The 22,577-nt window shown below is 69.7% G+C and carries 21 protein-coding genes; 5 read left to right on the forward strand and 16 right to left on the reverse strand.

Going from position 1 to position 22,577, the window contains the following annotated elements; translation table 11 throughout:
* Positions 1-45: 45 nt before the first annotated feature.
* The 4 genes from rplI to rpsF form a co-directional block, all read right to left on the reverse strand.
* Positions 46-492, reverse strand: a complete 447-nt coding sequence (gene rplI, locus DDV73_RS09565) for a 50S ribosomal protein L9 (protein ID WP_109506999.1) — start codon at positions 490-492, stop codon at positions 46-48.
* 21 nt (positions 493-513) lie between these two features.
* Positions 514-750: a 30S ribosomal protein S18 gene (gene rpsR, locus DDV73_RS09570; RefSeq protein ID WP_109507000.1), complete on the reverse strand. Its 237-nt coding sequence runs from the start codon at positions 748-750 to the stop codon at positions 514-516.
* A 72-nt stretch (positions 751-822) separates the two neighbouring features.
* Complete coding sequence (locus DDV73_RS09575) at positions 823-1,413, reverse strand: single-stranded DNA-binding protein (RefSeq protein WP_109507001.1); 591 nt, start codon at positions 1,411-1,413, stop codon at positions 823-825.
* 128 nt (positions 1,414-1,541) lie between these two features.
* Positions 1,542-1,832, reverse strand: coding sequence for a 30S ribosomal protein S6 (gene rpsF / locus DDV73_RS09580; RefSeq protein ID WP_109507002.1), 291 nt, complete (start codon positions 1,830-1,832; stop codon positions 1,542-1,544).
* 256 nt (positions 1,833-2,088) lie between these two features.
* Between rpsF and DDV73_RS09585 the strand changes: the two genes are divergently transcribed.
* Positions 2,089-3,231: a serine/threonine-protein kinase gene (locus DDV73_RS09585; RefSeq protein ID WP_109507003.1), complete on the forward strand. Its 1,143-nt coding sequence runs from the start codon at positions 2,089-2,091 to the stop codon at positions 3,229-3,231.
* Between the two features lie 104 nt (positions 3,232-3,335).
* Here DDV73_RS09585 and DDV73_RS09590 read toward each other — a convergent pair whose 3' ends face one another.
* Together DDV73_RS09590 and DDV73_RS09595 are read right to left on the reverse strand one after the other, a co-directional pair.
* Positions 3,336-4,754, reverse strand: a complete 1,419-nt coding sequence (locus DDV73_RS09590) for a hypothetical protein (RefSeq protein WP_154402686.1) — start codon at positions 4,752-4,754, stop codon at positions 3,336-3,338.
* Entirely contained in the window at positions 4,751-5,989 is a 1,239-nt protein-coding gene (locus DDV73_RS09595; protein WP_109507005.1) for a hypothetical protein, read from the reverse strand. Before DDV73_RS09595 ends, DDV73_RS09590 begins: the two co-directional genes overlap by 4 nt.
* Before the next feature lie 101 nt (positions 5,990-6,090).
* Between DDV73_RS09595 and DDV73_RS09600 the strand changes: the two genes are divergently transcribed.
* Together DDV73_RS09600 and DDV73_RS09605 are read left to right on the forward strand one after the other, a co-directional pair.
* Positions 6,091-7,422: a threonine dehydratase gene (locus tag DDV73_RS09600; protein ID WP_240617200.1), complete on the forward strand. Its 1,332-nt coding sequence runs from the start codon at positions 6,091-6,093 to the stop codon at positions 7,420-7,422.
* 33 nt (positions 7,423-7,455) lie between these two features.
* On the forward strand, positions 7,456-8,259 hold the full coding sequence (locus DDV73_RS09605; RefSeq protein WP_109507006.1) for a deoxyribonuclease IV: 804 nt from the start codon (positions 7,456-7,458) through the stop codon (positions 8,257-8,259).
* Positions 8,260-8,269: 10 nt separating this feature from the next.
* Here the strand turns inward: DDV73_RS09605 and DDV73_RS09610 are convergent, their stop codons facing one another.
* The 5 genes from DDV73_RS09610 to DDV73_RS09630 all read right to left on the reverse strand — a co-directional run bounded on the left by DDV73_RS09610 (position 8,270) and on the right by DDV73_RS09630 (position 14,817).
* A complete protein-coding gene (locus DDV73_RS09610) occupies positions 8,270-10,726 on the reverse strand; it encodes a CHAT domain-containing protein (protein WP_109507007.1) in 2,457 nt (818 codons plus the stop codon).
* 7 nt (positions 10,727-10,733) lie between these two features.
* Positions 10,734-12,326: a S8 family peptidase gene (locus DDV73_RS09615; RefSeq protein ID WP_109507008.1), complete on the reverse strand. Its 1,593-nt coding sequence runs from the start codon at positions 12,324-12,326 to the stop codon at positions 10,734-10,736.
* A gap of 51 nt (positions 12,327-12,377) precedes the next feature.
* A complete protein-coding gene (locus DDV73_RS09620) occupies positions 12,378-12,887 on the reverse strand; it encodes a hypothetical protein (RefSeq protein ID WP_109507009.1) in 510 nt (169 codons plus the stop codon).
* Entirely contained in the window at positions 12,884-13,438 is a 555-nt protein-coding gene (locus DDV73_RS09625; RefSeq protein ID WP_240617201.1) for an RNA polymerase sigma factor, read from the reverse strand. Before DDV73_RS09625 ends, DDV73_RS09620 begins: the two co-directional genes overlap by 4 nt.
* A gap of 257 nt (positions 13,439-13,695) precedes the next feature.
* Positions 13,696-14,817: an MFS transporter gene (locus DDV73_RS09630; protein WP_206050787.1), complete on the reverse strand. Its 1,122-nt coding sequence runs from the start codon at positions 14,815-14,817 to the stop codon at positions 13,696-13,698.
* Between the two features lie 231 nt (positions 14,818-15,048).
* Between DDV73_RS09630 and DDV73_RS09635 the strand changes: the two genes are divergently transcribed.
* Together DDV73_RS09635 and DDV73_RS09640 are read left to right on the forward strand one after the other, a co-directional pair.
* Positions 15,049-16,182, forward strand: coding sequence for a lipid II:glycine glycyltransferase FemX (locus DDV73_RS09635; protein ID WP_240617202.1), 1,134 nt, complete (start codon positions 15,049-15,051; stop codon positions 16,180-16,182).
* A gap of 3 nt (positions 16,183-16,185) precedes the next feature.
* Positions 16,186-17,235, forward strand: a complete 1,050-nt coding sequence (locus tag DDV73_RS09640; protein WP_109507011.1) for an alanine racemase — start codon at positions 16,186-16,188, stop codon at positions 17,233-17,235.
* Here the strand turns inward: DDV73_RS09640 and DDV73_RS09645 are convergent.
* The 5 genes from DDV73_RS09645 to DDV73_RS09665 all read right to left on the reverse strand — a co-directional run bounded on the left by DDV73_RS09645 (position 17,228) and on the right by DDV73_RS09665 (position 22,423).
* A complete protein-coding gene (locus tag DDV73_RS09645) occupies positions 17,228-17,620 on the reverse strand; it encodes a PIN domain-containing protein (RefSeq protein ID WP_109507012.1) in 393 nt (130 codons plus the stop codon). The two genes, DDV73_RS09640 and DDV73_RS09645, sit on opposite strands and share 8 nt — an antisense overlap.
* Entirely contained in the window at positions 17,617-17,865 is a 249-nt protein-coding gene (locus DDV73_RS09650; protein ID WP_109507013.1) for an AbrB/MazE/SpoVT family DNA-binding domain-containing protein, read from the reverse strand. The genes DDV73_RS09645 and DDV73_RS09650 overlap by 4 nt, the downstream gene beginning before the upstream one ends.
* Positions 17,866-17,897: 32 nt before the next feature.
* The gene (locus DDV73_RS09655; RefSeq protein ID WP_240617203.1) at positions 17,898-19,319 is read right to left on the reverse strand and encodes a glycosyltransferase family 87 protein; all 1,422 of its coding nucleotides are present in this window, start codon (positions 19,317-19,319) and stop codon (positions 17,898-17,900) included.
* Positions 19,312-21,672: a transglycosylase domain-containing protein gene (locus tag DDV73_RS09660; RefSeq protein WP_161962343.1), complete on the reverse strand. Its 2,361-nt coding sequence runs from the start codon at positions 21,670-21,672 to the stop codon at positions 19,312-19,314. The genes DDV73_RS09655 and DDV73_RS09660 overlap by 8 nt, the downstream gene beginning before the upstream one ends.
* A gap of 190 nt (positions 21,673-21,862) precedes the next feature.
* Positions 21,863-22,423, reverse strand: coding sequence for a DUF2690 domain-containing protein (locus DDV73_RS09665; protein ID WP_109507016.1), 561 nt, complete (start codon positions 22,421-22,423; stop codon positions 21,863-21,865).
* Between the last annotated feature and the right edge of the window lie 154 nt (positions 22,424-22,577).

The raw sequence follows: 22,577 nt of genomic DNA on the forward strand, positions 1-22,577 counted from the left end.
CGCCCTCCCTCACGGGAGAGCGGCCCTGCGTTTCGTCGTACGGCGTCAGCTGGGGACGATGTTGAGGTTCACCGTGGCGGAGACCTCGTCGTGCAGCTTGACCGACACCTGGTGGGCGCCGAGCGACTTGATCGGGTTGCCGACCACGATCGTGCGCTTGTCGACGCTCTCGCCCGAGGCCTCGGACAGAGCACCGGCGATGTCGGTGACGGTGACCGAGCCGAACAGGCGGCCCGAGTCGCCGGCGCGAACCGACAGATTGACCGGAGCGGCCTCGAGCTTCGCCTTGATCTCGGCGGCGTGGTCGTGGTCGCGGACCGCGCGCGAGTTGCGGGCCTTCTTGATCGACTCGATGGTCTTCTCGCCGCCGCGGGTCCAGCGGATGGCGTCGCCGCGAGGCACGAGGTAGTTACGGCCGTAGCCGTCCTTGACCTCGACCACGTCACCGGCAGCGCCGAGGCCGGCGACTTCCTGGGTCAGGATGAGCTTCATGGTGTTCGTCTCCGTCCTGGCTCAGCGACCGGTCGAGGTGTACGGCAGCAGCGCGACCTCGCGGGCGTTCTTGACCGCGATGGCCACGTCGCGCTGGTGCTGGACGCAGTTGCCGGTCACCCGACGGGCGCGGATCTTGCCGCGGTCCGAGATGAACTTGCGAAGGAGAGTAGCGTCCTTGTAGTCGACGCCGGTCGCCTTCTCCTTGCAGAACTGGCAAACCTTCTTCTTCGGCTTGCGAATGATTGCCTTGGCCATTGTGGTGCTCCCTTTCTCAGAGCCCGGCTCGCGCCGGAATGGTTGGCTGACTTGGACTGTGCTTGTTCAGGATCAGAAGGGGGGCTCTTCGGTGCCCACCCCGGGCGCGGCCCACGGGTCCTGCTGGCCGCCGCCGGCCGGAGCCGGCTGACCACCCTGCGGAGCCTGCTGGCCGCCACCCTGCTGGCCGCCCCAGCCACCCTGCTGAGGCTGACCCTGCGGAGCGGGCGTGGCCCATGGGTCTTGCTGGCCGCCGCCCTGCTGACCGCCGCCGCCGGAGAAACCGCCGCCGCCGGAACGGGTGGTCTTGGTGATCTTCGCCGTCGCGTACTTCAGCGACGGGCCGACCTCCTCGACCTCGATCTCGAAGACCGTGCGCTTCTCACCCTCGCGGGTTTCGTAGCTACGAGACTTCAGCCGACCCTGGACGACCACCCGCATGCCGCGCTGCAGTGACTCCGCAACGTTCTCCGCGGCCTGCCGCCAGATCGAGCAGGACAGGAACAGCGCCTCGCCGTCCTTCCACTCGTTGGTCTGCTTGTCGAAGGTGCGCGGCGTCGACGCGATCCGGAAGTTGGCCACGGCCGCACCCGAGGGGGTGAAGCGCAGCTCCGGGTCGTCGACAAGGTTGCCGACCACCGTGATGACGGTCTCGCCTGCCATGTCAGGTCTCCTAGATTCGATCCAGTTGGTGTTGCGTCACATCGTGTACGGCGGCACCGACAATCCGAAAGGACCGTGGGGCGTTTTCCACAGGTGGCTTCAACGAGTCGCCACCTCCGGCGTAACGATCAGTGAGCGTCCGGGCGGATCACCTTGGTGCGCAGGATCTGCTCGTTGAGCCCGAGCTGACGGTCGAACTCCTTGACCGTGGCCGGCTCGGCCTGGAGCGTGACGACGGCGTAGATGCCCTCGGCGTTCTTCTTGACCTCGTACGCAAGCCGGCGACGTCCCCAGACGTCGACGTTCTCGACGGTGCCACCGTCGTTGCGGATCACGTTGAGGTACTTCTCGAGAGCGGGCTCGATGGTGCGCTCTTCGAGGCTGGGGTCGAGGATGACCATGACTTCATAGGCACGCAAAGCGGTCTCCACCTCCTCTGGACTCGGCGGCCACGGTCTCTCCGTGGCAGGAGGGCTGTGCGTTGCTCCGGCTTTCGGCGTACGCCGTGAGGCCGGGGCTTGTCAGTCGGGCGACGGCCGTCGGTGGCCGCGCGGACGAAAGACACGCCAGGCTAGCAGCCGGGCGGCGAGGGCTCGAAATCTGCGCTCTCCACAGCCGCCAGAACAGGCGGGAGTACGGCGCGTGCGGATGGGTAAGGTGAGCGCGATGACTGGCATGAGCAATCCACCGTTGGCCGGTCGCTACGTCCTGGTCGACCAGATCGGGTCGGGCGGCATGGGCTCGGTCTGGCGCGCCTGGGACCTGCGCAACCAGAACTTCGTGGCGGCGAAGGTCCTCGGGCAGCACGACGGCGGCATGCTGCTGCGGTTCGTGCGCGAGCAGTCGGTGCGGATCCAGCACCCGCACGTGGTCGCCCCCAGCGGCTGGGCCGCCGAGGACAACCTGGTCGTGTTCACCATGGACCTGGTCCGCGGTGGCTCGGTGCAGACGCTGCTCGGCGACCATGGTCCGCTCCCCGAGAGCTACGTCGCCGTCATCCTCGACCAGACCCTGCAGGCGCTCGCCGCCGTCCACGGCGCCGGCGTCGTCCATCGCGACATCAAGCCCGCCAACCTGCTGCTCGAGGCCACCGGCACCCGCCGCCCGCACGTCCGGCTCGGCGACTTCGGTGTCGCCGCGCTGATCGACGAGGTGCGGCTGACCCGGTTCCCGGGCGCGATCGGCACCGACGGCTACATGGCGCCGGAGCAGATCCACGGCGCCTCGCCGGATCCGCGGCAGGACCTGTACGCCGCCGGCGTGGTCGCCATCCAGATGCTCACCGGGCTCGCGCCGCGCCAGCAGCAGGGCCCGCCTCCCGGCCGGCTGCAGCCGCTGCTCGCGGCGCTCACCAGCGAGGACACCGAGAACCGGCCGCCGACGGCCGCCGCTGCGCTCGACTGGCTGCGGCACCTCGGCGTACCCACCGGCGCGCCCTGGCAGGACGACCCGGAGCCGCCGGAGGTCTTCGACCAGCTCGGCGACGTGCCGCCCCCGCAGCAGAGCTATCCCGGACCCCAGTCCGGCCCGCAGTCCGGTGACCGGTCGGCGGTGCCGTCCGGGGTCGGCGCTCCGCAAGGTGGTCCCGGCGCCGCGGCGTACTCACAAGCACCGGGGTCGCACCTGTCCAGTCCGCCTCCGCAGTGGCAGGGCGGCCAGCGCCCGGGTCAGCAGCAGGGCACCGGCACTCGCTACGCCAACACCCACCCCGGCGACCGGTCCGCCGCCGTCAGCGGCGCGGCCACGACCATCTCGATGATCTGCTTTGCCGTCGCGCTGGCACTCAGCATCGCCGCGCTGGTCATGCTGCTGGCCTGAGCCCGAGTCGACTGCCCGTCCGTTCCTGTCCCATCCCACGCGATGTTTCGCGCGGGGAGGGACAGTTTCACTAGGTACCTAGTGAAACTGCCACGTTGCCGAAGCTACGTCCGGCGGCGCTGAGCCAGGAGGACGATCCCGGAGATCAGGCCGACGCCGAATACGCCGAGGCCGATGCCGCCGAGGCCCCAGAGCACCTCGTTGCGGTCAGACTCCTCGGCAGCGGCGCTGCCGCTCCCGGTCTCCTCGTCAGCCTCGTCAACCTCGTCGTCCGTCGGTGACTCGGTCGGCTCGTCGGTGGGCTCGTCGCTCGGGTCGTACGCCTTCGGCTTGCCGCCGACGGGGGCCGGGAAGGCCGGCGCCTTGCCGCGGTAGATGGGCGCCGGGGAGTCGCCGTACGGCACCACCTGGAAGCTCTTCGAGTAGAGCGTGACCGGGATGCTGTCCACCTTGGCGGCCGGGAGCTTCTGGACGTAGAGGACCAGGTAGTAGTAGCCGGCGATCCCCGCGCTGGTCACGATCTTGCTGCTGCCGTAGTAGTCGGAGTTCTCGCTCAGGTTCCGCGGCGAGACCCGCCAGCTGATCGCTGAGACCCGGGTGCGGTTCTTGGTCAGGTTCGTGGACGGCGTGTACGGCGGCGGCGCGGTCGACGCGTCATCGGTGTTGATCAGGCCGCCGAGCGGGCCGGCGATGCGCAGCTCGACGGCCGCGCCGAAGCCCGCCTCCTCACCCGCGCTGGTCTCGGCCACCGCCTGCAGGTGGTCGCGCTCCTTGAGCGGTACCGCGAACCAGGTCGGACGGCCGAGCGGCAGGTCGACGTGCGTGGTCGAGGTGGTACCGAGCACCACCGCCTCCGACATGCTCGCCCCGCCGCTGGAGCTGACGGTCGGGTCGCTGTCCAGGGGCAGGTCGGCCCAGTCCGGAGCGCTGGGGTAGGGCAGCTTGCTGAGGTTGGTCACCGGCGGCAGCTCGGCCACGGAGAACTCGTACGGCGTGCCCTCCGGCACCCGCGACTCCGAGCCCGCGGTGAAGCCGAACAGCAGCTCCTTGCGGGAGCCGCACTCCTTGTAGGCGTTGTTGGAGAAGAACGTCTGGGTGGCCAGCGGCATCGCCTGCGGGCGGCTCTCGACGTCCCACTTCAGGCGCCGGCAGATGATCAGGTCCTTGTTGTTCTTGGGGTCCGAATAGCCGAGCAGCCCCTGCAGTCGCTGTCCGGGCACGTACTTCTCGGGCCGCAGCGTGATGCCGATCTGGATCGTGGAATTCGAGACCGTCCGCTTCACCTTGTAGACGTTGAAGTGGAACTCACCGTCGTTGGGCTTCTCAGTCTTGTCGAGGTAGCGGCCGACCTTCACCACCGCGGCTTGGCTGCCCTTCGGGCCGCCGTTGACCCTGGTTAGGCCGTCGGCGGCCACTGACCCAGAAGCCGGCGCCGGCGCCGCCGGCGCGGCGTACGCCGGCAGCGCCATCGCCGCGGCGAGTGCGGATCCGGCGAACGCACGCCCTAGGAGTCGAAGCCTCATGCCCGCCCCTTCCGGCCGACGCCGAGCCCGACCAGGCCGGCGACGGTGAACACGGTGGCGCCACCGAGGAGCATCAGCACCGTCGGCCACGGCCGCTCGTCCTCCTCGGACTCCGGGCTGGCGCCGGTGGTGAGCTCGGGGAGCGGCAACGGGTCCTCGGTGTAGGTCGGCGGGGTGTCGGTGTAGTCGTCGAACGTCTTCTTCTGCAGGGTGATCTCGACGCCGCTGTCCGGGAGGCTGGCGTAGGGCACCTTGATGCTGAGGAAGTAGTCACCGGCCAGCGCGAGCGGCGACCCGCCGTCACCGGTGAGCTGCCGGTTGCTCCACGCGACGATCGGCGAGGCCCATCCGGCCGGCTCGGTCTCCAGGTCGGTTGTCAGGTCGAGGTCCGGAGACGGCCCTCCCGAGGACGCCTTCACCGGCGCCGCGCCCCCCAGCGGGCTGATCCAGTCGGCCTCGATCGTGGCGGTGTCGTCACCGACGGCGGCGGTGGTCGACGACGCCACGACCTGGGCGTGCTCGCCCCAGTCCAACGGCACCCGGAATAGCGTCGGCTCGCCGGGCTGGGCCGTGATCGTCACCGGCTCGTCGTCCTTCAGCAGCGGCGCGTCGGAGTACGACGTACCGGCGACCGCATTCTTCGAGGTGCCCGGCTCGGGCATTTCCTGCCAGCTCACCGCGGAGGTGGCGGCCGGCAGGTTGTTCGCGTCCTCCACCGGCGGCTCCTCCCACACCACCAGCTGGGTGACCGGGCGGTCGTCGTCGTCCTTGAACTCGGTCTCGAACGCGCCGAGCGCGAGCACGATCGACTCGGCGGACCGGCAGGCGGGATTGGTGGCGGTGGTGTAGACCGAGGTCCGCAGCCGCAGCTTCTCGAAGTCGCCGACGAAGTAGTCGCGGTCGCAGGACTCGGTGCTGTCACCGTCGGCATACGCCTGGAGCAGCAGGTTGCCCTTCACGCCCTCCGGGTAGTCCACCGAGGCGCCGTACCAGATCGTCGAGCCGGGGATGGTTCGCTCGATGTCGAAGAAGACCCGCTCACCGGCCTCGGGCGTGAGCACGGTGTAGACGCCGGGCTCCACCTCGGTCGCGCGCTGCATGCTCACCCCGCCCGCGATCGGTTTGCCGGCGAACTTCGCCGTCTCGTCAGCGGCGGCACCCACACTTGCCGAAGCCGCCACCAGACCCGCCGCGAGCAGCAGCGTCAGTGGCCGCAGCCACCCCGTCCTCGCCATTCCCATCTCCCGTCGAGCTGTCGTCTCGCCGCTTCCCCACCTTCCCACAGCTGCTGCTGCGGGAAACCTCGCAGGGGGAACCGCCAGATAGGGTACGAGCCGTGAGCGAGGGAGCGTCGGAGGCAGCGGAACGACGCCGTCAGCAGGCCGAGCTGTACGGCGCACCCGTCGACGCCATCGTCCGGGACGTGGAGCAGCACGTCGGTATCGACTCCCGCGAGATGGCCAGCGTCATCGGGGTTTCGTGGCCGATGTTCAACGAGGTCCTGGCCGCGCGCCGGGTCCGGATCGGCAACCCCGCCGGCATCGTCCGGCTCGGCATGCTCCGTGAGTTCGCCGGTCATCTGGCCAGCGGTGAGGCGGACCCCGGGGACATCAACCTCACCATCGCCCAGATCCGGTCGGCGACGACGACCGAGCCCCGCAACCTGACCGCGGTCGCCGACGGTCCACCCCGCTCCGGCGTCGGCCTGCTGACCAAGCAGTCGCTGAGCGCCGCGCGGGCGCTGGTCGGCCGACACGTCCGGCCCACGCCGGCGCGGCGCTGGCCGCTGCTGGAACGGATCACCGGCACCGAGACCTGGGTCAAGCACGAGAACCACAACCCGACCGGCGCGTTCAAGGTTCGCGGCGGGCTCAACTTCGTGGCCCGGCTCGGCCAGACCAACCCGGAGCTGGCGGGGATCATCACCGCCACCACCGGCAACCACGGCCAGTCCCTGGCGTACGCCGGGCGGGCGCACCGGCTCCCGGTGACGATCGTGGTGCCCGAGGGCAACAGCCCGGACAAGAACGACGCGATGCGCGCGTACGGCGCGGACCTGATCGTGCACGGCAAGGACTTCCAGGCCGCGCTCGAGTTCTCCCGCCAGATGGCCGCCGAGAAGCAGCTGCTGCCGGTGCCGCCGTTCCACCCGTGGCTGGTCGAGGGGGTCGCGACGTACGCCGCGGAACTGCACGAGTCGGTCCCCGCGATCGACGTGATCTATGTTCCGGTCGGGATGGGCTCGGGGATCTGCGCCAACATCGCGGTGCGCGACCTGCTCGGCCTGACCACCGAGATCGTGGGCGTGGTGGCCGACCGGGCGCCGGCGTACGCACTCTCGTTCGAAGCTGGCGAGCCGGTGGCGACGCCGACCTCGGACACGTTCGTCGACGGCACCGCGGTGCGCACCCCCGACCCGGACGCGGTCCGGATCATCCGGGCCGGCGCGTCCCGCGTCGTCCGGGTGAGCGAGGACCAGGCGGCCGAGGCGATGGCGCTGCACTACCGCGCCACCCACAACCTGCCCGAGCCCGCAGGCTCTCTCGCCCTTGCCGGCTGTCTGGCCGAGAAGGACCGGGTCGCCGGCCGCCGCGTCGCGCTGATCCAGACCGGCAGCAACTGCGACTTCCCCGTCCTCGCTCGGGTGATGGAGCGGTTCCAGAACTGAGCAGTGTCGGCGGGCGCTCCTAGACTGGCGAGCATGTCCATCACCATCGGCGCCCACGTCGACCAGACCGACCCGATCGCCGAGGCCAAGGCTCGCGACACCACGCTCGTGCAGTTCTTCCTCGGCAACCCGCAGGGCTACAAAGGGCCCGAGTTCAAGTACGCCGGTGGCGCCGACGGTCTGCGCGCGGACGCCGAGGCGTCGGGGATCGACCTGTACGTGCACGCGCCGTACCTGGTGAACGTCGCGACCACCAACAACCGGATCCGGATCCCGTCCCGCAAGCTGCTCCAGCAGCACGTCGACGCGGCCGCGGCGATCGGGGCGAAGGGCCTGATCGTGCACGGTGGCCACGTCGACGCGGGCGACGACGAGGCGATGATGGCCAAGGGGTTCGACAACTGGCGCAAGGCGGTCGACGCGACCGACCTGAAGATCCCGATCCTGATCGAGAACACCGCCGGCGGCGACAACGCGATGACCCGCTACCTCGACAAGATCGCCCGGGTCTGGGACGCGATCTCCAAGGCCGAGGGTTTCGAGAACGTCGGCTTCTGCCTCGACACCTGCCACGCGCACGCCGGTGGCAACGCGTTGGAGACCGTGGTCGATGACGTCCGCGCGATCACCGGCCGGATCGACCTGGTCCACTGCAACGACAGCCGCGACGAGTTCGACTCCGGCGCCGACCGGCACGCCAACTTCGGCGCCGGCAAGATCGACGCCGACCTGCTGGCCGGTGTGGTCCGCGCGGCCGACGCACCGGTGATCTGCGAGACGCCCGGGGGTGCCACCGAGCACGTCGCGGACTTCGCCTGGCTCCGCGAGCGGCTCTAGGCGACTCCTGTCAGGCGAAGCAGACGAAGGGCGCCGGCGGGCCGTCCGCGGCCGCCGGCGGTACGGCGGCGGCCAGGGCAGCCGCGGGGTCGGCCCCGCCGCCGAGGCCGGCGTGCATCTTGACCAGCACGTCGTGGGCAACCTCGTCGGAGACCGCGGCCGGTGAGGCGATCACGCAGCGCGCGCCGGCGTGCAGCCAGGCGCTGGTCATCCCGATCAGCTCCTCGCCGTACCGCACCGACGAGCGGCCGACCTCGCACGCCGACAGCAGCACCACATCTGGGACCGACCGCAGCTGGTCGATGTCGTAGCCGAACCACGGCCCGTCGACGAGCTCCAGACCGCTGAACATCGGGTTCTCCGAGGAGTGCCGGCCGTGCGCGGCGATGTGGAGTACGTCGACCCGCTGGGCCAGCTCGGACACGGCGGCCGCCGTCGCGCCCTTCCCGGAGAGCACCTCCGCCGATGGCCAGATCGCCGACGCCGCGGAGACCTCGTCGCGAGCACGCTCGACCCGCGGGCCGGCGACGAAGCCGGCGGTCCGCGACCGGAGCGGGGTGCGCCGCCGGGCCAGCCAGGAGGTCGCGGTCTGGGCGACCGTCAGCGGCCGGCCGTTGAAGCCGGGCAGCAGCGTCCACGGCGTACCGGACAGCATCCCGGACGGGGTGATCACCACTCGCCGGTCGCCGAGGGCACCCAGCAGCGGCGCGACGAGCAGCCGGCTGAGGTCGTCGAGACGGGCGGCCAGCTCGCCACGGACGGTCCGGGCCAGCCCGGCCGGCAGCATGGACGCCGCGACGTCGAGGTCGGGCAGCACGCCGCCGAGCAGCCGCTCGAAGCCGGTCCGCGGGCCGAGGTCGCGGACGGTCGTGTCGGTGTCGGTGACCACGAGCGCGACCACCGAGCCGTTGCCGACGATGTAGGTGACTAGCGCGGTGTCGCGCGCGAGCGCGTTCTGCACCTGCTCCAGCGAGCAGGGCTCGGCGACCTCGCCCGAGCCGCGGTGCTGCCAGGCGCGCTCGCGGACCTGCTGCCGCAGCTCGGCGTCACGGCGCGGAGCCGGGATCCGCGGGCCGTCCGCGGGCGTCGCGAGCCGGCGCAGCTCGGCCAGCCCGGCCGCGATCTCGTCGTCGGCGGGGGTCCGAACCGGCTGCACCCGGCTGGCCAGCATCCGGGCCCGCTCCGACCACTCGAGCAGGATCTCCGGCGACCGCGACTCCACCGCCAGCCCGAGCCCGCGCGTCGCCAGCCGGGTGCCGTGGCCCGCGACCATGGTCTGGAGGTCCAGGCTGCCGAACGAGCTCTGCCAGGAGTGCAGGTCGGCCAGCCCGTTCCGCAAGTGCATGAGTGCGGCCTGCTTGCGGCCGAGGCGGCTCGCCAGGTCTGCGCGCACGTCCCGCGCCAGCAGGCGTACGGCGAGCGGCGCGCTCTCGTCGACCCGGACCTTGGCCAGCCGTTGCCGGGCACCTTCGTAATCGCTGCGGCGTACCATCACCCGCGCCGTGTGCAGCCGGACCGAGGTCGCGCCCCAGTAGAGGCCCTGCTCGGTGAGCTCCTCGATCAGCGTCTCGCCGCGGGTGAGCAGCGAGGGCCCCTTCCGCCCGAGCTCCACCTCCGCCGCCAGCGCCACTCCGTCCGCCCGCACCCGCCAGGCGTCGGTCCCGGTCCGCACGAACCGCTTCCGCGCCCCTCGCGCCGCGGCCAGGGCCGCCTTGGTGTCGGTGTGCAGCAGGGTGCGGGCCAGGGTCAGCTCGGCCTCGCCGCGGTGCTGGTGCAGCCCGCGGCTGCCGTAGGCCCGAGCCGCGTCCCGGAGCGCCTGCCGTCCTTCGGCCACCAGACCCGCCGCGAGCAGCACCTCGGCCCGGTCCTGGTCGCAGGTGGCCTCGCTGACCCGGCTGAGCGGGGCGAGGCTCGGCCGGGCGGCGTCCATCGACCGCAGCGCGCCCACCAGGTCGCCGCGCAGCAGCTGGACGTAGCCCAGGTTGTGCTCGGACATGGCGGCCTCGACCTTGAGCGAGTCCATCTTGAAGTTCTGCGCGGCGGCCCGGAAGTCGGCCTCCGCCTGCCCGAGCGCGTTCTGCTGCAGGTAGACGTTGCCGCGGTTCATGTGTGCTCGGGCCAGGTGACCGTGCACGCCCTGCAAGAGCGGGATCGCGCGGGAGAACGCGGCCAGCGCGTCGACGCTCTCGCCGGCGCGCATCAGCAGCAGCGCACGCTGGCTGTGCAGCAAGCCCGCCGTCTCGTCGGTGAGGTTGGCGCGCAGCAGGGCGTTGTCGCAGATCTCGAGCGCGCGTTGCCGGTCGCCGGTCTCGGCCTCGACGTAGGCGAGGCTGGACTCGATCCGCGCGATCAGGTTGTCGTCGGCCGCGAGCTTGAGGGCACGGTTGAGGAGCTGGCGAGCCTGGGCATGCCGACCTGCGGTCAGGGCGGCTACGCCGCGCTCATGCAGTTCCTCGGCCGACGACACCCGACCATCATGGCGTGAGGTCGGTCAGCGCCTCCACCGCATCCCAGCTGCGCTTGATCGCGCTGGTCGTGTCGTCACCGTCCGCCATCCTCGGCAGCAGCTGGTCGGCGAGCTTCCCGGCGAAGAGCGGAGCCGCGAACGAGGTGCCGCTCCAGACCGCGAATCCACCGCGGAAGTCGTCCGGGTCGATCGACTCCCGCTGGCGGTCGAACGCCGTCGTCCGAGCCATCGGCTGCAGGCCGCCGTCGAAGGCCGGCATGGTGCTCAGCAGGGCTGCACCGGAGGCGTGCGCGCGGACCCAGGGGCCGGCGTTGCTGAACAGGGCGTCGGTGACGCCGTTGGGGTTCAGCGCGCCCACCGACAGCACGGGCAGGCAGTCCGCCGTCGCCGACACCGGCCCGTTGCCGTCGGACCACGGCGCGAACGCCGCCGGGAACATCGGGCGGCTGGTGGCGTCGTTGCCGGCCGAGCAGACGACCAAGGTCCCGTTGCAGGCCATGTCCTCGAGGATCGCGTAGAGCGTCGGGTCGAAGAGCAGGTCCTCCGGCGTCTCGTGGTAGTAGCCGATCGACAGGCTGAGTACGTCGACCGCGTGACCGCCCTCCTCGCCGGCACGGAACCTGCGGATCAGCTCCGCGATCTGAGCGAGTGCGATCACCATCTCGGACTCGACGATCGGGCCGTCCGAAGGCACGATCCTCCACGAGACGAGGTCGGCGTCCGGGCAGCCCTGGTGGACCAGGCCGGCGATGAAGGTGCCGTGGCCCGCGAGTGGGTCGATGACCCCGTCGAGCGGGCCGCTCAGGTCACCGAAGGTCTCGGGATCGGTCGTCGGGTCGTCGTAGCCGATCGAGAAGCCGTCGAGCTTGACGTTGGACTTGACGATGCCGTCGAGCCAGGAGTGCGCGCCGCAGCCGGTGTCCAGCATCGCGACGACCGGTCGCCGGCCGGCCAGCGTCTTGGCGCGGACCGGCGCCGGTCCGGCGTACGCGATCGGCTGACGGCCGCCGTACCCGGGCATTCCGTAGGTGGACGCCGGTCCCGACACCGGGTTCGGCGTGTGGAAGGGGTTGGGCGTGTGGAAGGGGTTCGGGGTGTGGAACGGGTTGGGCGTGTGGAACGGGTTCGGGTCGATCGTGCTCGGCACGATCACGTGGTCGAGGCCCAGCCCGACCGCTGCCTCGAGGCCGTACCGCGCGCGGACCTGCTGCAGCAGCACCCAGCCGTCCGGCGCCAGCGTGGCCCGTGCCGTCGAGGCGGTGATCTCGACCTGCCGCAGCCCGAACTTCAGGCCGCGGGTGCGCGGGTCCTCGTCCTGCAGGTCGACGTCCCAGCCGAGCTCCTCGCTGATCGCCTGCAGCCGGCCGAACATCTCCTGGACGTCGACGGACTTCGAGATCGTCAGCCGCGGTCCGACGTACGCCGTCGGCCGGGCGTTGACGCCCTTGACCACGAGCGCCGTGCCCGGGTCGAGGATCCGCCCGGACACGTTGGCGATCGCCGCCCGCGAGGGAAGCACCGGCTCGCGGTCCAACGGCGGCCGCTTCGGGCGGTCCTGGTTCTGGTCACCGGTGTTCTGTCCGGTCTCGTCGGTAGACATGACTCGTCCTTCCACCCGGTCACCCCGGGGTTGCTCTCAGTGAATGATGGATCAGATCTCGAACGCGGGGGTGGCGAACTGGGAAAGGCCAGCGTCATCCTGGGGCGTCAGCCAGAGCCGGAACAGCCCCGGCGGCAGCTCGTGGAACTCGAAGCGACCGCGCTCGTCGATCTGGACCTCCCACTCCTCGGCCGCGGCCGGAGGCGTGCCGTTGGACTTCAGCGTGGCGGGCTCGATCCGCGTCGCCCTGACCCGCATCGAGACGGCTGGAGCGAGCCAGCCGTCGAGCCGCGAGCTCCCGGTCTCGTCCTCCGCGGTGGCCGCCCGGACCAGCAGCGACATGTCCTGGTGGCGAAACTGCAGCGTGTACGCCGTACTGCCGCGGGCACCGGCCAGCTCCTGGGAGCGCTCGACGAGCATCATCAGCTCGTAGTCGAGGTCGGTGTCCTCGGTGGCGAGCACCGCCTGCATCCGCGCGACCAGCCCGTCCGGCACCGGATCGCGCTCGGACCAGACGTCGCGGACCACCCCCAGCAGGTAGTCCCGAGTCATCTCGCTCATCCCACTGCTCCCGTCTGCATCAACGCCACCCGAAGTTTTGCCAAACACCGTCCTCGCGTGGGCCCGATGCTGCCGACCGGCATGTCCAGGTCGACGGCGAGCTTGGCGTAGTCGGGTCGGTTCTCGAAGGCGACAATGCGCAACAGCCGCTGGCAGCGCTCGGGGAGCGAGTCGACGGCTTCCCAGAGCCGGGTCCTCTCGTCGATCTCCACGGCGCTCATCTCGGCCGACCGCTGCTGTGGGAGGCGTACGGCGAGCTCGTCGTCCTCGACGGGCATCGCCTTCGTGCCGGCCTTCCCGACCCGCCACGCTTCCCGGCGTGCGGTCGTGGTCAGCCAGCCACCGATGGCTCCTGAGTCCGCGATCGCGTCACGGCGTCGTACCAGCGCGAGCCAGGTCGTCTGGATGACGTCCTCGGCCGCATCCTCCGCGAGGCGGTAGGAGCGCACGACGTGCCACAGCACCGGAGTCATGACCGCGACCAGGTCGTCGAGGGCACCGGAGTCTCCGGCGCACCAGGCGTCGAAGCAGTGTGCAGCGTCGGACCACACCGAATCGGCTGTGCCCCGCTCGTTCCCCCGCGTCTGATCGCTCAAAGCCATCGTCCGCATTGTCGTCACACGCGGAAGGAGCGGCGCAAGTTCATTCTGATACTTGTCTAAACATTTGTTTTTGCACCAAGCGGCTCTCAGCCTGCTGAGGCGAGCGTCTCGGCGTCGGCGCGGGCGACAAGCGGGAACTGCCGCCAGAGGAAGGAGAGGCCGATCGCGCACCCGACGAAGGCGACCCAGAACGGCGCGGCCAGGCCTCAGTGCGACGCGATCACGCCGCCGGCGAGCTGTCCCAGCGCCATCGTGCCCAGCGCGCTGACGACGTAGAGGCTGCCGACCCGGCCCTGGAACTCGGTGGGTACCGCGCGCATCCGGACCGACTTCGACGTCGTACTCCAGACGAAGGAGTGCACCCCCATCACGAACATCAGCGAGAATGCGACCCACTCCCATGTCGTCAGCGCGAAGCCGAGGTGGCACATAGTCTCCAGGACCAGGCCCCACCGGAGGATCCGCAGCACGCCGAGCCGACGCTCGAAGATCCCGTAGCCGGTGGTGCCAAGGATGCCGCCGACCGCCATCGACGTCATCATCAGGCCGAAGCCGACCGGTCCCAGGCCGAGCCGCTCGGTGGCGTAGAGGACGAGGATCGACATCCCGAGACCGAGCATCACGTTGAACGTCAGCAGCGCCAGCGTGAGCGTCCGGACCGGGCCGTTGCCCCAGGTCCACCGCAGACCGTCGGCGATGTCGCGCCGGACGTGGATCGGCTTCCGCTCGCCCTTGGCCGCGGGCAGCCGGATCCGTGAGATCAGCACGACCGCGGCCAGGCCGCACACCACCTGCAGCGCGAACGGCCAGGCCATCCCGGCCGCAAAGAGGGCGGCGCCGATCGGCGGCCCGATCATCTGGTTCATGGTGAGGTAGCCGGCCTCCATCCGCGCCGTACCGATGCCCAGGTCGGCCTTCCCGACCAGCATCGGCATCAGCGGCCCGGTCGCGGAGTCCGCGAAGACCTCGGCGGTGCCGATCAGGAACAGCGCCACCAGTACGACGCCGATGCTCACCCAGCCAGTCGCGATCGACAGGCAGAGGAGCCCGACCAGGCCGACCCGGGCCAGGTCCATCGCGATCACCAGCGCCCGCCGGTTGAGGCGGTCGGCGAGAACGCCGGCGTACAGCCCGAAGAGCAGCCACGGCAGCTGCTGGAGCAGTGCCGCCAGAGCGACCAGCATCGGCGACCGGGTCTCGGAGGCCACCAGCAGCGGTCCGGCCGCGAGGGCAAGTCCGTCGCCGGCGTTGCTGACCCAGGTGGACCCGAGCAGCCATCGGAAGCCGCTGCCCATCCGCTTCGGTGCGATGGTCTCGAGGATGCTCATCGGGCGGAGACGATAGTCGGCAGGCAGATCGAACGCCACCGCGCAGAAAGGCGCGAACTTTTTCGTCCTCGTGGGTATCAGACCTGACGAGGGCCACTCCTGAGGGGCACAACCGAAGATGAGGTAACTCCCTCCCACGGAGGGGATTGCGAGGAGCGCGGGGGGCTTCTCGACATCCCCTCCGTGCCCTCATTTCTGGAGACTCCTGGGCCCGGCGGTAGCCTCGGGGCCGTGCCCCAGACCGTGACCGTGCGCCCGATCTCCGAGGCCGAGCATCTCGACTTCATCCGCAGCCGGCCGTCGGCGAGCTTTCTCCAGACACCGGCGTGGGGCAAGGTGAAGTCGGAGTGGCGGCGCGAGTCGCTCGGCTGGTACGACGGCAGCCGGCTGGTCGGCGCGGCGCTGGTGCTCTACCGGCAGCTGCCCAAGGTGAAGCGCTACCTCGCCTATCTCCCGGAGGGCCCGGTCATCGACTGGGACACCGACGACCTCGGCGCCTGGCTGACACCTCTGGCCGACCACGTGAAGAAGCAGGGCGCTTTCGCCGTCCGGATGGGTCCGCCGGTGGTCACCGCTCGGTGGACCGCGGCCCAGATCAAGGAGGGCATCGCCGACGACGGGGTCAAGCTGCTCGGCCAGATCCCGCCCGCCGAGCGCGGGCGGACCGGCGCCAAGGTCGTCTCCCAGCTGCGCGAGCTCGGCTGGATCCCGCAGGCGGTCGAGGGCGGGTTCGCCGCAGGACAGCCTCAGTACAACTTCCAGATCCCGCTGGCCCTCCCCGACGGCACCCTCAAGACCGAGGACGAGGTCCTCAAGGGGATGAACCAGCTCTGGCGGCGCAACATCAAGAAGTCGGCCAAGGAGGGCGTCGAGGTCACTGTCGGAACCGTTGACGACCTGCCGGCGTTCCACGACCTCTACAAGCACACCGCGGAGCGGGACCACTTCACGCCGCGGCCCCTCGGCTACTTCCGCACCATGTTCGAGGCGCTGCTCACCGAGGAGCCCGACCGGATCCGGCTCTACCTGGCCCACCACGACGGTGACCTGGTGGCGTCGACGATCTGGGTCCGGGTCGGCGGCCACGCCTGGTACTCCTACGGCGCGTCCTCGACCGAGAAGCGCGAGGTCCGCGGCTCCAACGCGATCCAGTGGCGGATGATGCAGGACTCGCTCGCCGCCGGCGCGACCACCTACGACCTCCGCGGCATCACCGACACCCTCGCCTCCGACGACAGCCACATCGGGCTGATCCAGTTCAAGGTCGGCACCGGTGGCGAGGCCGTCGAGTACGCCGGCGAGTGGGACCTGCCGATCAACCGGGCGCTGTACAAGGCGTTCGACGTCTACATGAAGAGGCGCTAGCTGATGTCCTTGACCCTGACCGTCGACGGCGACCGCTGGCGGAAGCACCTGCGGTCGATCGCCGAGTCCACGCCGGGGCTGGTCCCGGTCGCGAAGGGCAACGGCTACGGCTTCGGCAACGGCCGGCTGGCCCGCAAGTCCCAGTGGCTGGGCGCCGACACGCTCGCGGTCGGGACGTACGACGAGCTCGACCAGGTGTCCAGCCGGTACGACGGCTCGCTGCTGGTGCTGACCCCGTGGCGGCCATTCAGCACCGTCGCAGAGGTCGAGCCGAGCGACAGGGTGATCCACACCGTCAGCCGGCTGGAGGACCTCACCGGCCTGCTGACGGCCGACCCGTCCGCCCGCCTGGTCCTGGAGCGGATGACCACGATGCTCCGGCACGGCTTCACCGCCCGCGAGCTGCGCGCGGCCGCAACCGTCCTCGCCACGCACCCGCGAGCCAGGCTGGAGGGCGTCGCGTTCCACCTGCCGCTCGCCCAGGGCGAGCATCTCACCGAGGTGGAGCGGCTGATGACCGACGTGGTCGCGGCCGGGCTGGACACCCGGACCGTCTGGGTCAGCCACCTCACCGCGAAGGAGCTGGACACCATGCGGTCGTCGTACGGCGACTTCACGGTGCGGCCCCGGATCGGCACCGGGCTGTGGCTGGGCGACCGGGGTGCGCTGAAGGTGACCGCGACCGTCCTCGACGCGCACCAGGTCGTCCGCGGCGACGTCTACGGCTACCGGGGCCGGACCGCGCCCCGCAACGGCACCATCCTGGTGGTCAGCGGCGGCAGCGCACACGGCATCGGCCTGGAGGCGCCCACCGGCGACCAGTCGCTGCGCTCGCGCGCGGCCAGCATCGCCAAGGGCGGCCTGGACGCTGCCGGGTTCGTGCGGTCGCCGTACAGCATCGGCGGCAAGCAGCGGCTCTTCGCCGAGCCGCCGCACATGCAGGCCTCGATGCTGTTCCTCCCGAGCGGCGCGCAGGTGCCACAGATCGGCGAGTCCGTGGACGTCCGGGTCCGCTACACCGCCACCACGTTCGACCGCACCGTCATCAGCTGAGTAGCCGCATCCCGAGCTTCCGGGACGCGCCCTTGTCGAAGGTCACTACTTCGTCGCAGCCGTAGAGCCGGGCAGTCTCGGCGATGAGGGCGTCGGCGAAATCCGCGCCGTCCCGAGCCTGGATCACCGCCTGCCACACCGACTCGCCGTCGTCGAACTCCAGGAACTCGGAGGCGAGGAGCTCCTCAAGGGTGTCGAGGACGCGCTCCTTCGGTAGGCCGTAAACCTTGCGCAGTGCCCACTCGAGCTCGGCCATCGTCACCTCGGTGACGAAGCCTGGTACGCCATCGGACAGGCTGCCAAGCAGCTCATCGGCTGCCTGCTTCTGCGCCGGGTCGTCGGCCAGCAGCCAGCGGAGGATGACGTTGGTGTCCAGGCCGATCACGGCGCGAACTTCTCCGCCAGCGCCTTCGCGAACCGCCGCTCGTACTCGTCGGCGTCGATTGGTGGGCCGTCGTACTTCAGGCTGCCGCTGAGCCTCATCAGGGGCTTGCCGGTGACCCGAATCGCGTAGGTGTCCCGTGAGGTACGAATGAACGCGATCTTGGAGCCGGCCTCGACGCCGAGGTCGTCACGCACCTCCTTGGGAAGGGTGATCTGGCCCTTGCTTGTGAGTGTCGCGACCACCATCGCCCATCCGCCTTTCGTTCTCTCCTAGATCCTTACGTTGAGGCTACAGGTAAGGGTGAGGCGGTGGGAAGATTTTCTCGGTCCACCACGTCGTACGACGGGCGGAGGATGTCGCGGACCACGACGCCGACCAGCCAGAGCTCGCAGACGATCCGGACCAGCACGGCGATCCAGTAGAAGCCGGACTCGGTGCCGGACGATGGTGCGAGCCAGCCGCCGAGGTACCACCAGACACAGGCGAAGTAGAAGAGCTCGCCGGCCTGCCAGATCAGCAGGTCGCGCCAGCGCGGCCGGGCGAGGACGGCGAGCGGCAGCAGCCAGAGGACGTACTGGGGCGAGTAGACCTTGTTGACCAGCAGGAAGCCGGCGACCACCAGGAACCCGATCTGCGCCAGCCGCGGGGTCTTCGGCGCCGCCAGGCAGACCGCCAGGCCGACCACACACCAGCCGATGAAGAACGCCCACGAGGCCTTGTTGATCGTGTCGTGCTCGATCGTCTTCTCGGTCCACTGCTGGGCCACCAGCCAGATCGAGCCGAGGTCGGCGCCGCGCTCGGAGTTGAAGTGCCAGAAGACCTTCCACTGCTCCTTGCTGCTGAGGTACGCCGGCGCGTTGGCCAGCAGCCAAGAGAGCGCGGCGGCGGCCAGCACCTTGGCGAAGGCGGCGGCGTCCTTGCGGCGGATGCAGATGATCAGCACCCCGCCGAGCAGGAACAGCGGATAGAGCTTGGTGGCGGTGCCGAGGCCGATCATCACGCCGGTGAGCACCGGTTTGTCGCGGGCCCACGCCCACAGCGCGCCGGCGACCAGTGCGACCGCGATCAGGTCCCAGTTGACCAGGCCGCTCACCACGAGCGCGGGTGAGAGCGCGAAGGCGGCGGCGTCCCAGGGACGTCGCGGGTTGACGCCGGTCAGGAACCACGCCGCCAGCAGCGCGCACAGTCCCATCAGGACCGCCGATACCGCGACGTACAGCCGCACCTCCTTGGCGACCTCGGGCCGGCCGAACAGGCTGTCGCGCGGCATCGCGGCCCGCTCGCCGACGTCCGGCGCCCCGGCCACCCAGTGCGTCATCCAGGCGGCGCCCCACGCGAAGTAGGCGATGCCGACGGGGTACTCCATCGTCTCGTAGCGGCGGCGCACCTGCGGGTCGTCGGAGTACGGCCAGTAGAGCTCGGCGAAGCCGCGCCCGGTGTAGAGGTAGGGCAGGTCGGAGTAGCACATCGCGGAGTAGCGCTTCTCGCCGTCCTGCCAGCTGTCCTGGTAGCAGGGCTGCTTCTGCAGCATGCCGAGCGCGAAGCAGATCGCCATCAGCGCGAGCACGACCCGCACCGGCGTCCACCACGGGTGCCGGCCGGCGTGCTCGCCGACCGGACCGCCCACGCTCTCACTGGCAGCGCTGACGACCGGGTCGTCGACGGACGGGTGCACCCGAGGGTGGTCGTGGTCAGTCAAGACTGCCGGCGTACGGCTCGCGGGCGAGCTGCAGCCGTGGCTGGTCCAGCGGCTGACCGCCGCCATCGCGCCTGCCGTCCGGCTCGCGCCCGCAGGGCGGGAACGGGCAGTCGGGTTCCGACGTGGTCGGTTCGGTCGGCGACGGGTCCTCGGAGGTCGGCGGGCCGGTCGGGAACGTCGGGAAGGTCGGCTCCGTCGGCTCCGTCGGATCGCTCGACGGCGGGCTCGACGGCGGGCTCGACGGCGGCTCCTTGGTCGGCTCCTTGGTCTTGGTCGGCTCCGGCGGCGGCGGCGTGTACGGATCGTGGCCCTCCGAAGGCGCGTCTCCCTCGACGTACGCCGGCTCCGGGAAGGGAATCTCCTCCTCGCCCTCCAGGATCCTGCTCATCACGTTGGTCCAGGTGCGGGCCGGGTAGGAGCCGCCGAAGTACTCCGGCAGCCAGTTGTCGAGCGGTCCACTGCCCTTGCCCCGGACATACATCACCGCCGTCGACAGCTGCGGGGTGTAGCCGACGAACCAGGAGGACGACACCCACTCCTCGCCGGTCTTGGAGCTCTTGCCGGTTGCGGTTCCGGTCTTGCCGGCGGCCGGCCGGCCGAGGTTCAGCGCCTCACTGCCGCTGCCCGCGGTGACCACCTGCTGCAGCGCATAGGACACATCGTCGGCGATGCCCTCATCGAGGACCCGCTTGCCCTGGACGCTGTGGGAGTACAGCTCCTCGCCGTTGCGGTCGACGACCTTCTCGATGATGTACGGCTCGGCCCACTTGCCACGGTTGGCGATCGTCGCGTAGCCGTTGGCCATGTTGATCGGGCTGACGGTCGCGCTGCCGAGCGTGATGCCGACCTCTGGCGCGAGGCCGTTGCTCCGGTTGGGATAGCCCATGTGCCGCTCAGGTGCCTCGTCCGGCGGGATGCCCATGTCGGTGGCGGCCCTGAGGACCTTGGCCGCCCCGTCGCCCTCCATGCTCATGATCATGTCGATGTACGCGGTGTTGATGGAGTCCTCGGCGGCCTTGATCATGTCGACCCGGCCGTAGTCCTTGAAACCCTGGTTGTCGAAGGCGATGTCGGTGCCCTCGAGCTCGTACGGCGAGTCCCCGTCGAAGCTGTCCTTCAGCTCGAAGCCGTCCTTCATCGCGGCCGCCATCGTGTACGCCTTCATCGTCGAGCCGGCCATGCCGCCCTCGACCGCCCAGTTGAACTCGGACTTGAGGAAGTCCTGGCCGCCGTAGAAGCCGCGGACCGCGCCGGTGCCGGGCTCGACCGAGGCCACCGCAACGTGCAGTTGGCGGTCGAACTCCCTACCCTCCGGCCGTTCCTCCTTGACGGCAGTCGCGGCGGCGTCCATCGCCCGCTTGGTGAAGGTCGTGGTCACCCGGAGGCCGCCGCCTTCGATGTCCTGTTTGCTGGCCTTGAGCTCGCCGGCGTCGATCAGCCGCTCCAGCTCGTTCTGCACCATGGTCAGGGCGTGCCCGCGCTGGCCCCTGAGTCGGTTGTCGCGGGCCTCGCTCTTGATCTCCGGCAGCCGCTGGGAGGCCTTGTCCTTCTCCTCGACGGTGATGTCGCCCGCCTCGGCCATGCCACGGAGCACGTACTGATAGCGCTCCATCAGGTACGGGTTCGGCTTCTTCTTGTCGTCGCGGTTGTCCGGGTCGAAGAGCGTCGGGTTGTTGATCACGCTGGCCAGGACCGCGCTCTCCTTGACGGTCAGCTCCTTGGCCTTCTTCTTGAAGTACGCCTTGGCGGCTGCCTCGACGCCGTACGCGCCGCGGCCAAAGTAGATGGTGTTGAGGTAGCCCTCGAGGATGCGTTCCTTGGTCTGCTGGCGGTGGATCTTCAGCGACAGGAACGCCTCCTTGATCTTGCGCTTGTAGCTGCGCTCCTGGGTCAGGTAGAGGATCTTGACGTACTGCTGGGTGATCGTCGACGCACCCTGCTGGTCGTTGCCCTGCGCGTTGCTGAACGCCGCGCGCAGGATGCCGCGCGGGTCGATGCCCTGGTCCTTCCAGAAGCTCTGGTTCTCGGCCGCGACGACCGCGTCCTTGATGGAGTCCGGCATCTCGCCGTACGAAATGCTCTCCCGGTTGTGGGTGTAGAAGCTGCCCAGCTCGTTCTTGCCACCGGCGTAGTAGATGTGGGTGGTCTGGGTCTCGAAGTCGGCGTTGGGGTCCGGGACCGTGGTCTTGGTGTAGACGAACACGAAGCCGGCCACGCCCAGGAGGGCGAAGACCAGGCCTGTGATCAGGCTCCACTTGAAGATCCGGAACGGCCAGCCACGCTTCTTCTTGCCGTCGTCCTCGGCGTCGCCGGTGTCGTCGCCAGACGCCAGGGCTCTGTGCGTTCCACTCACTCGGATTCTCTCCACTGCAGCGTTCGGGGGGACGCGCGCCGGCACGCAGACCACGCGCGATCCCCAAGGGTACGCACTCGGACCAGAGATGCCGAGTCGAGGCAGCCAGCAGTGCCGTCCCTTCGGCGAGGAGTGAGTGCGATCTGGTGCTGGCGAAACGCCGACTCTGATCGCACCCACTCCGAAGCCGTCAACTCTTCCAGTCAGACCAGTGCTTCCAGTAGGTACCTTCGGGCGCCGTGTAGCCGGCGCGAATCCTCGCCACGCGCCCCTCGCCGTTGAGCATGGTCGTCCAGTAGGACTGGGCGCACCAACCGGCGTCATAGTCGACAGGCTGATTCTCGCGAACATTGCTTTGCGGAACGACGCTGCCGTCGGCCTTTCTTACGCCATTCTGCAGCTCGACGATTCGCGGCGCACCAAAATTGCAAGTATCGACGTTCTCTACTTTTCGGTGTCGAACCCAATACGCGCGACATTCAGCCGAGTAGCGAAGCTCCGCTCGCCAATCCGAGTCGGGCTGCAGTTGGGTAGCTAGTGTTGACACACTACCGCAGCTCTGCTGGTTCGGATCTTTGCCGTTGCATCCCATGCCGACACAGCCTGCACGAGATTTAGCCTCCGTGAAGGACACGCCGCTGCTTGTCTCCGCGGCAGCGACGGGAGCAAGTGTCGCGCACATGGCACCGGCCACTACTAGGCACGATGCCGCCAACAATTTCGCGGCGGATTTAATCTGTGGTCCAGTCATCTCACTCCTTGTTTTCGTGGCGAAACCTATAGGCAGAAGTTTTTAACGCCAATGGGTCGTGTTCCGCGATTTGTCGTTCAGCTTTGACCTCAGCTTGATGATCGCGGATCGAAAGTTCCGCATGTAGGGGTTGATTTTTTGGCGATCAGTAGAG

The organism is Nocardioides speluncae, from assembly GCF_003121585.1.
Taxonomy (GTDB): Bacteria; Actinomycetota; Actinomycetes; order Propionibacteriales; family Nocardioidaceae; genus Nocardioides; species Nocardioides speluncae.

Coding starts and splice junctions, on each gene's coding strand:
- rplI (WP_109506999.1), bottom strand. CDS start 492: ATGAAGCTCATCCTGACCCAGGAAGTCGCCGGCCTCGGCGCTGCCGGT.
- rpsR (WP_109507000.1), bottom strand. CDS start 750: ATGGCCAAGGCAATCATTCGCAAGCCGAAGAAGAAGGTTTGCCAGTTC.
- DDV73_RS09575 (WP_109507001.1), bottom strand. CDS start 1,413: ATGGCAGGCGAGACCGTCATCACGGTGGTCGGCAACCTTGTCGACGAC.
- DDV73_RS09585 (WP_109507003.1), top strand. CDS start 2,089: ATGAGCAATCCACCGTTGGCCGGTCGCTACGTCCTGGTCGACCAGATC.
- DDV73_RS09590 (WP_154402686.1), bottom strand. CDS start 4,754: ATGAGGCTTCGACTCCTAGGGCGTGCGTTCGCCGGATCCGCACTCGCC.
- DDV73_RS09595 (WP_109507005.1), bottom strand. CDS start 5,989: ATGGCGAGGACGGGGTGGCTGCGGCCACTGACGCTGCTGCTCGCGGCG.
- DDV73_RS09605 (WP_109507006.1), top strand. CDS start 7,456: ATGTCCATCACCATCGGCGCCCACGTCGACCAGACCGACCCGATCGCC.
- DDV73_RS09615 (WP_109507008.1), bottom strand. CDS start 12,326: ATGTCTACCGACGAGACCGGACAGAACACCGGTGACCAGAACCAGGAC.
- DDV73_RS09620 (WP_109507009.1), bottom strand. CDS start 12,887: ATGAGCGAGATGACTCGGGACTACCTGCTGGGGGTGGTCCGCGACGTC.
- DDV73_RS09630 (WP_206050787.1), bottom strand. CDS start 14,817: ATGAGCATCCTCGAGACCATCGCACCGAAGCGGATGGGCAGCGGCTTC.
- DDV73_RS09640 (WP_109507011.1), top strand. CDS start 16,186: ATGTCCTTGACCCTGACCGTCGACGGCGACCGCTGGCGGAAGCACCTG.
- DDV73_RS09650 (WP_109507013.1), bottom strand. CDS start 17,865: ATGGTGGTCGCGACACTCACAAGCAAGGGCCAGATCACCCTTCCCAAG.
- DDV73_RS09665 (WP_109507016.1), bottom strand. CDS start 22,423: ATGACTGGACCACAGATTAAATCCGCCGCGAAATTGTTGGCGGCATCG.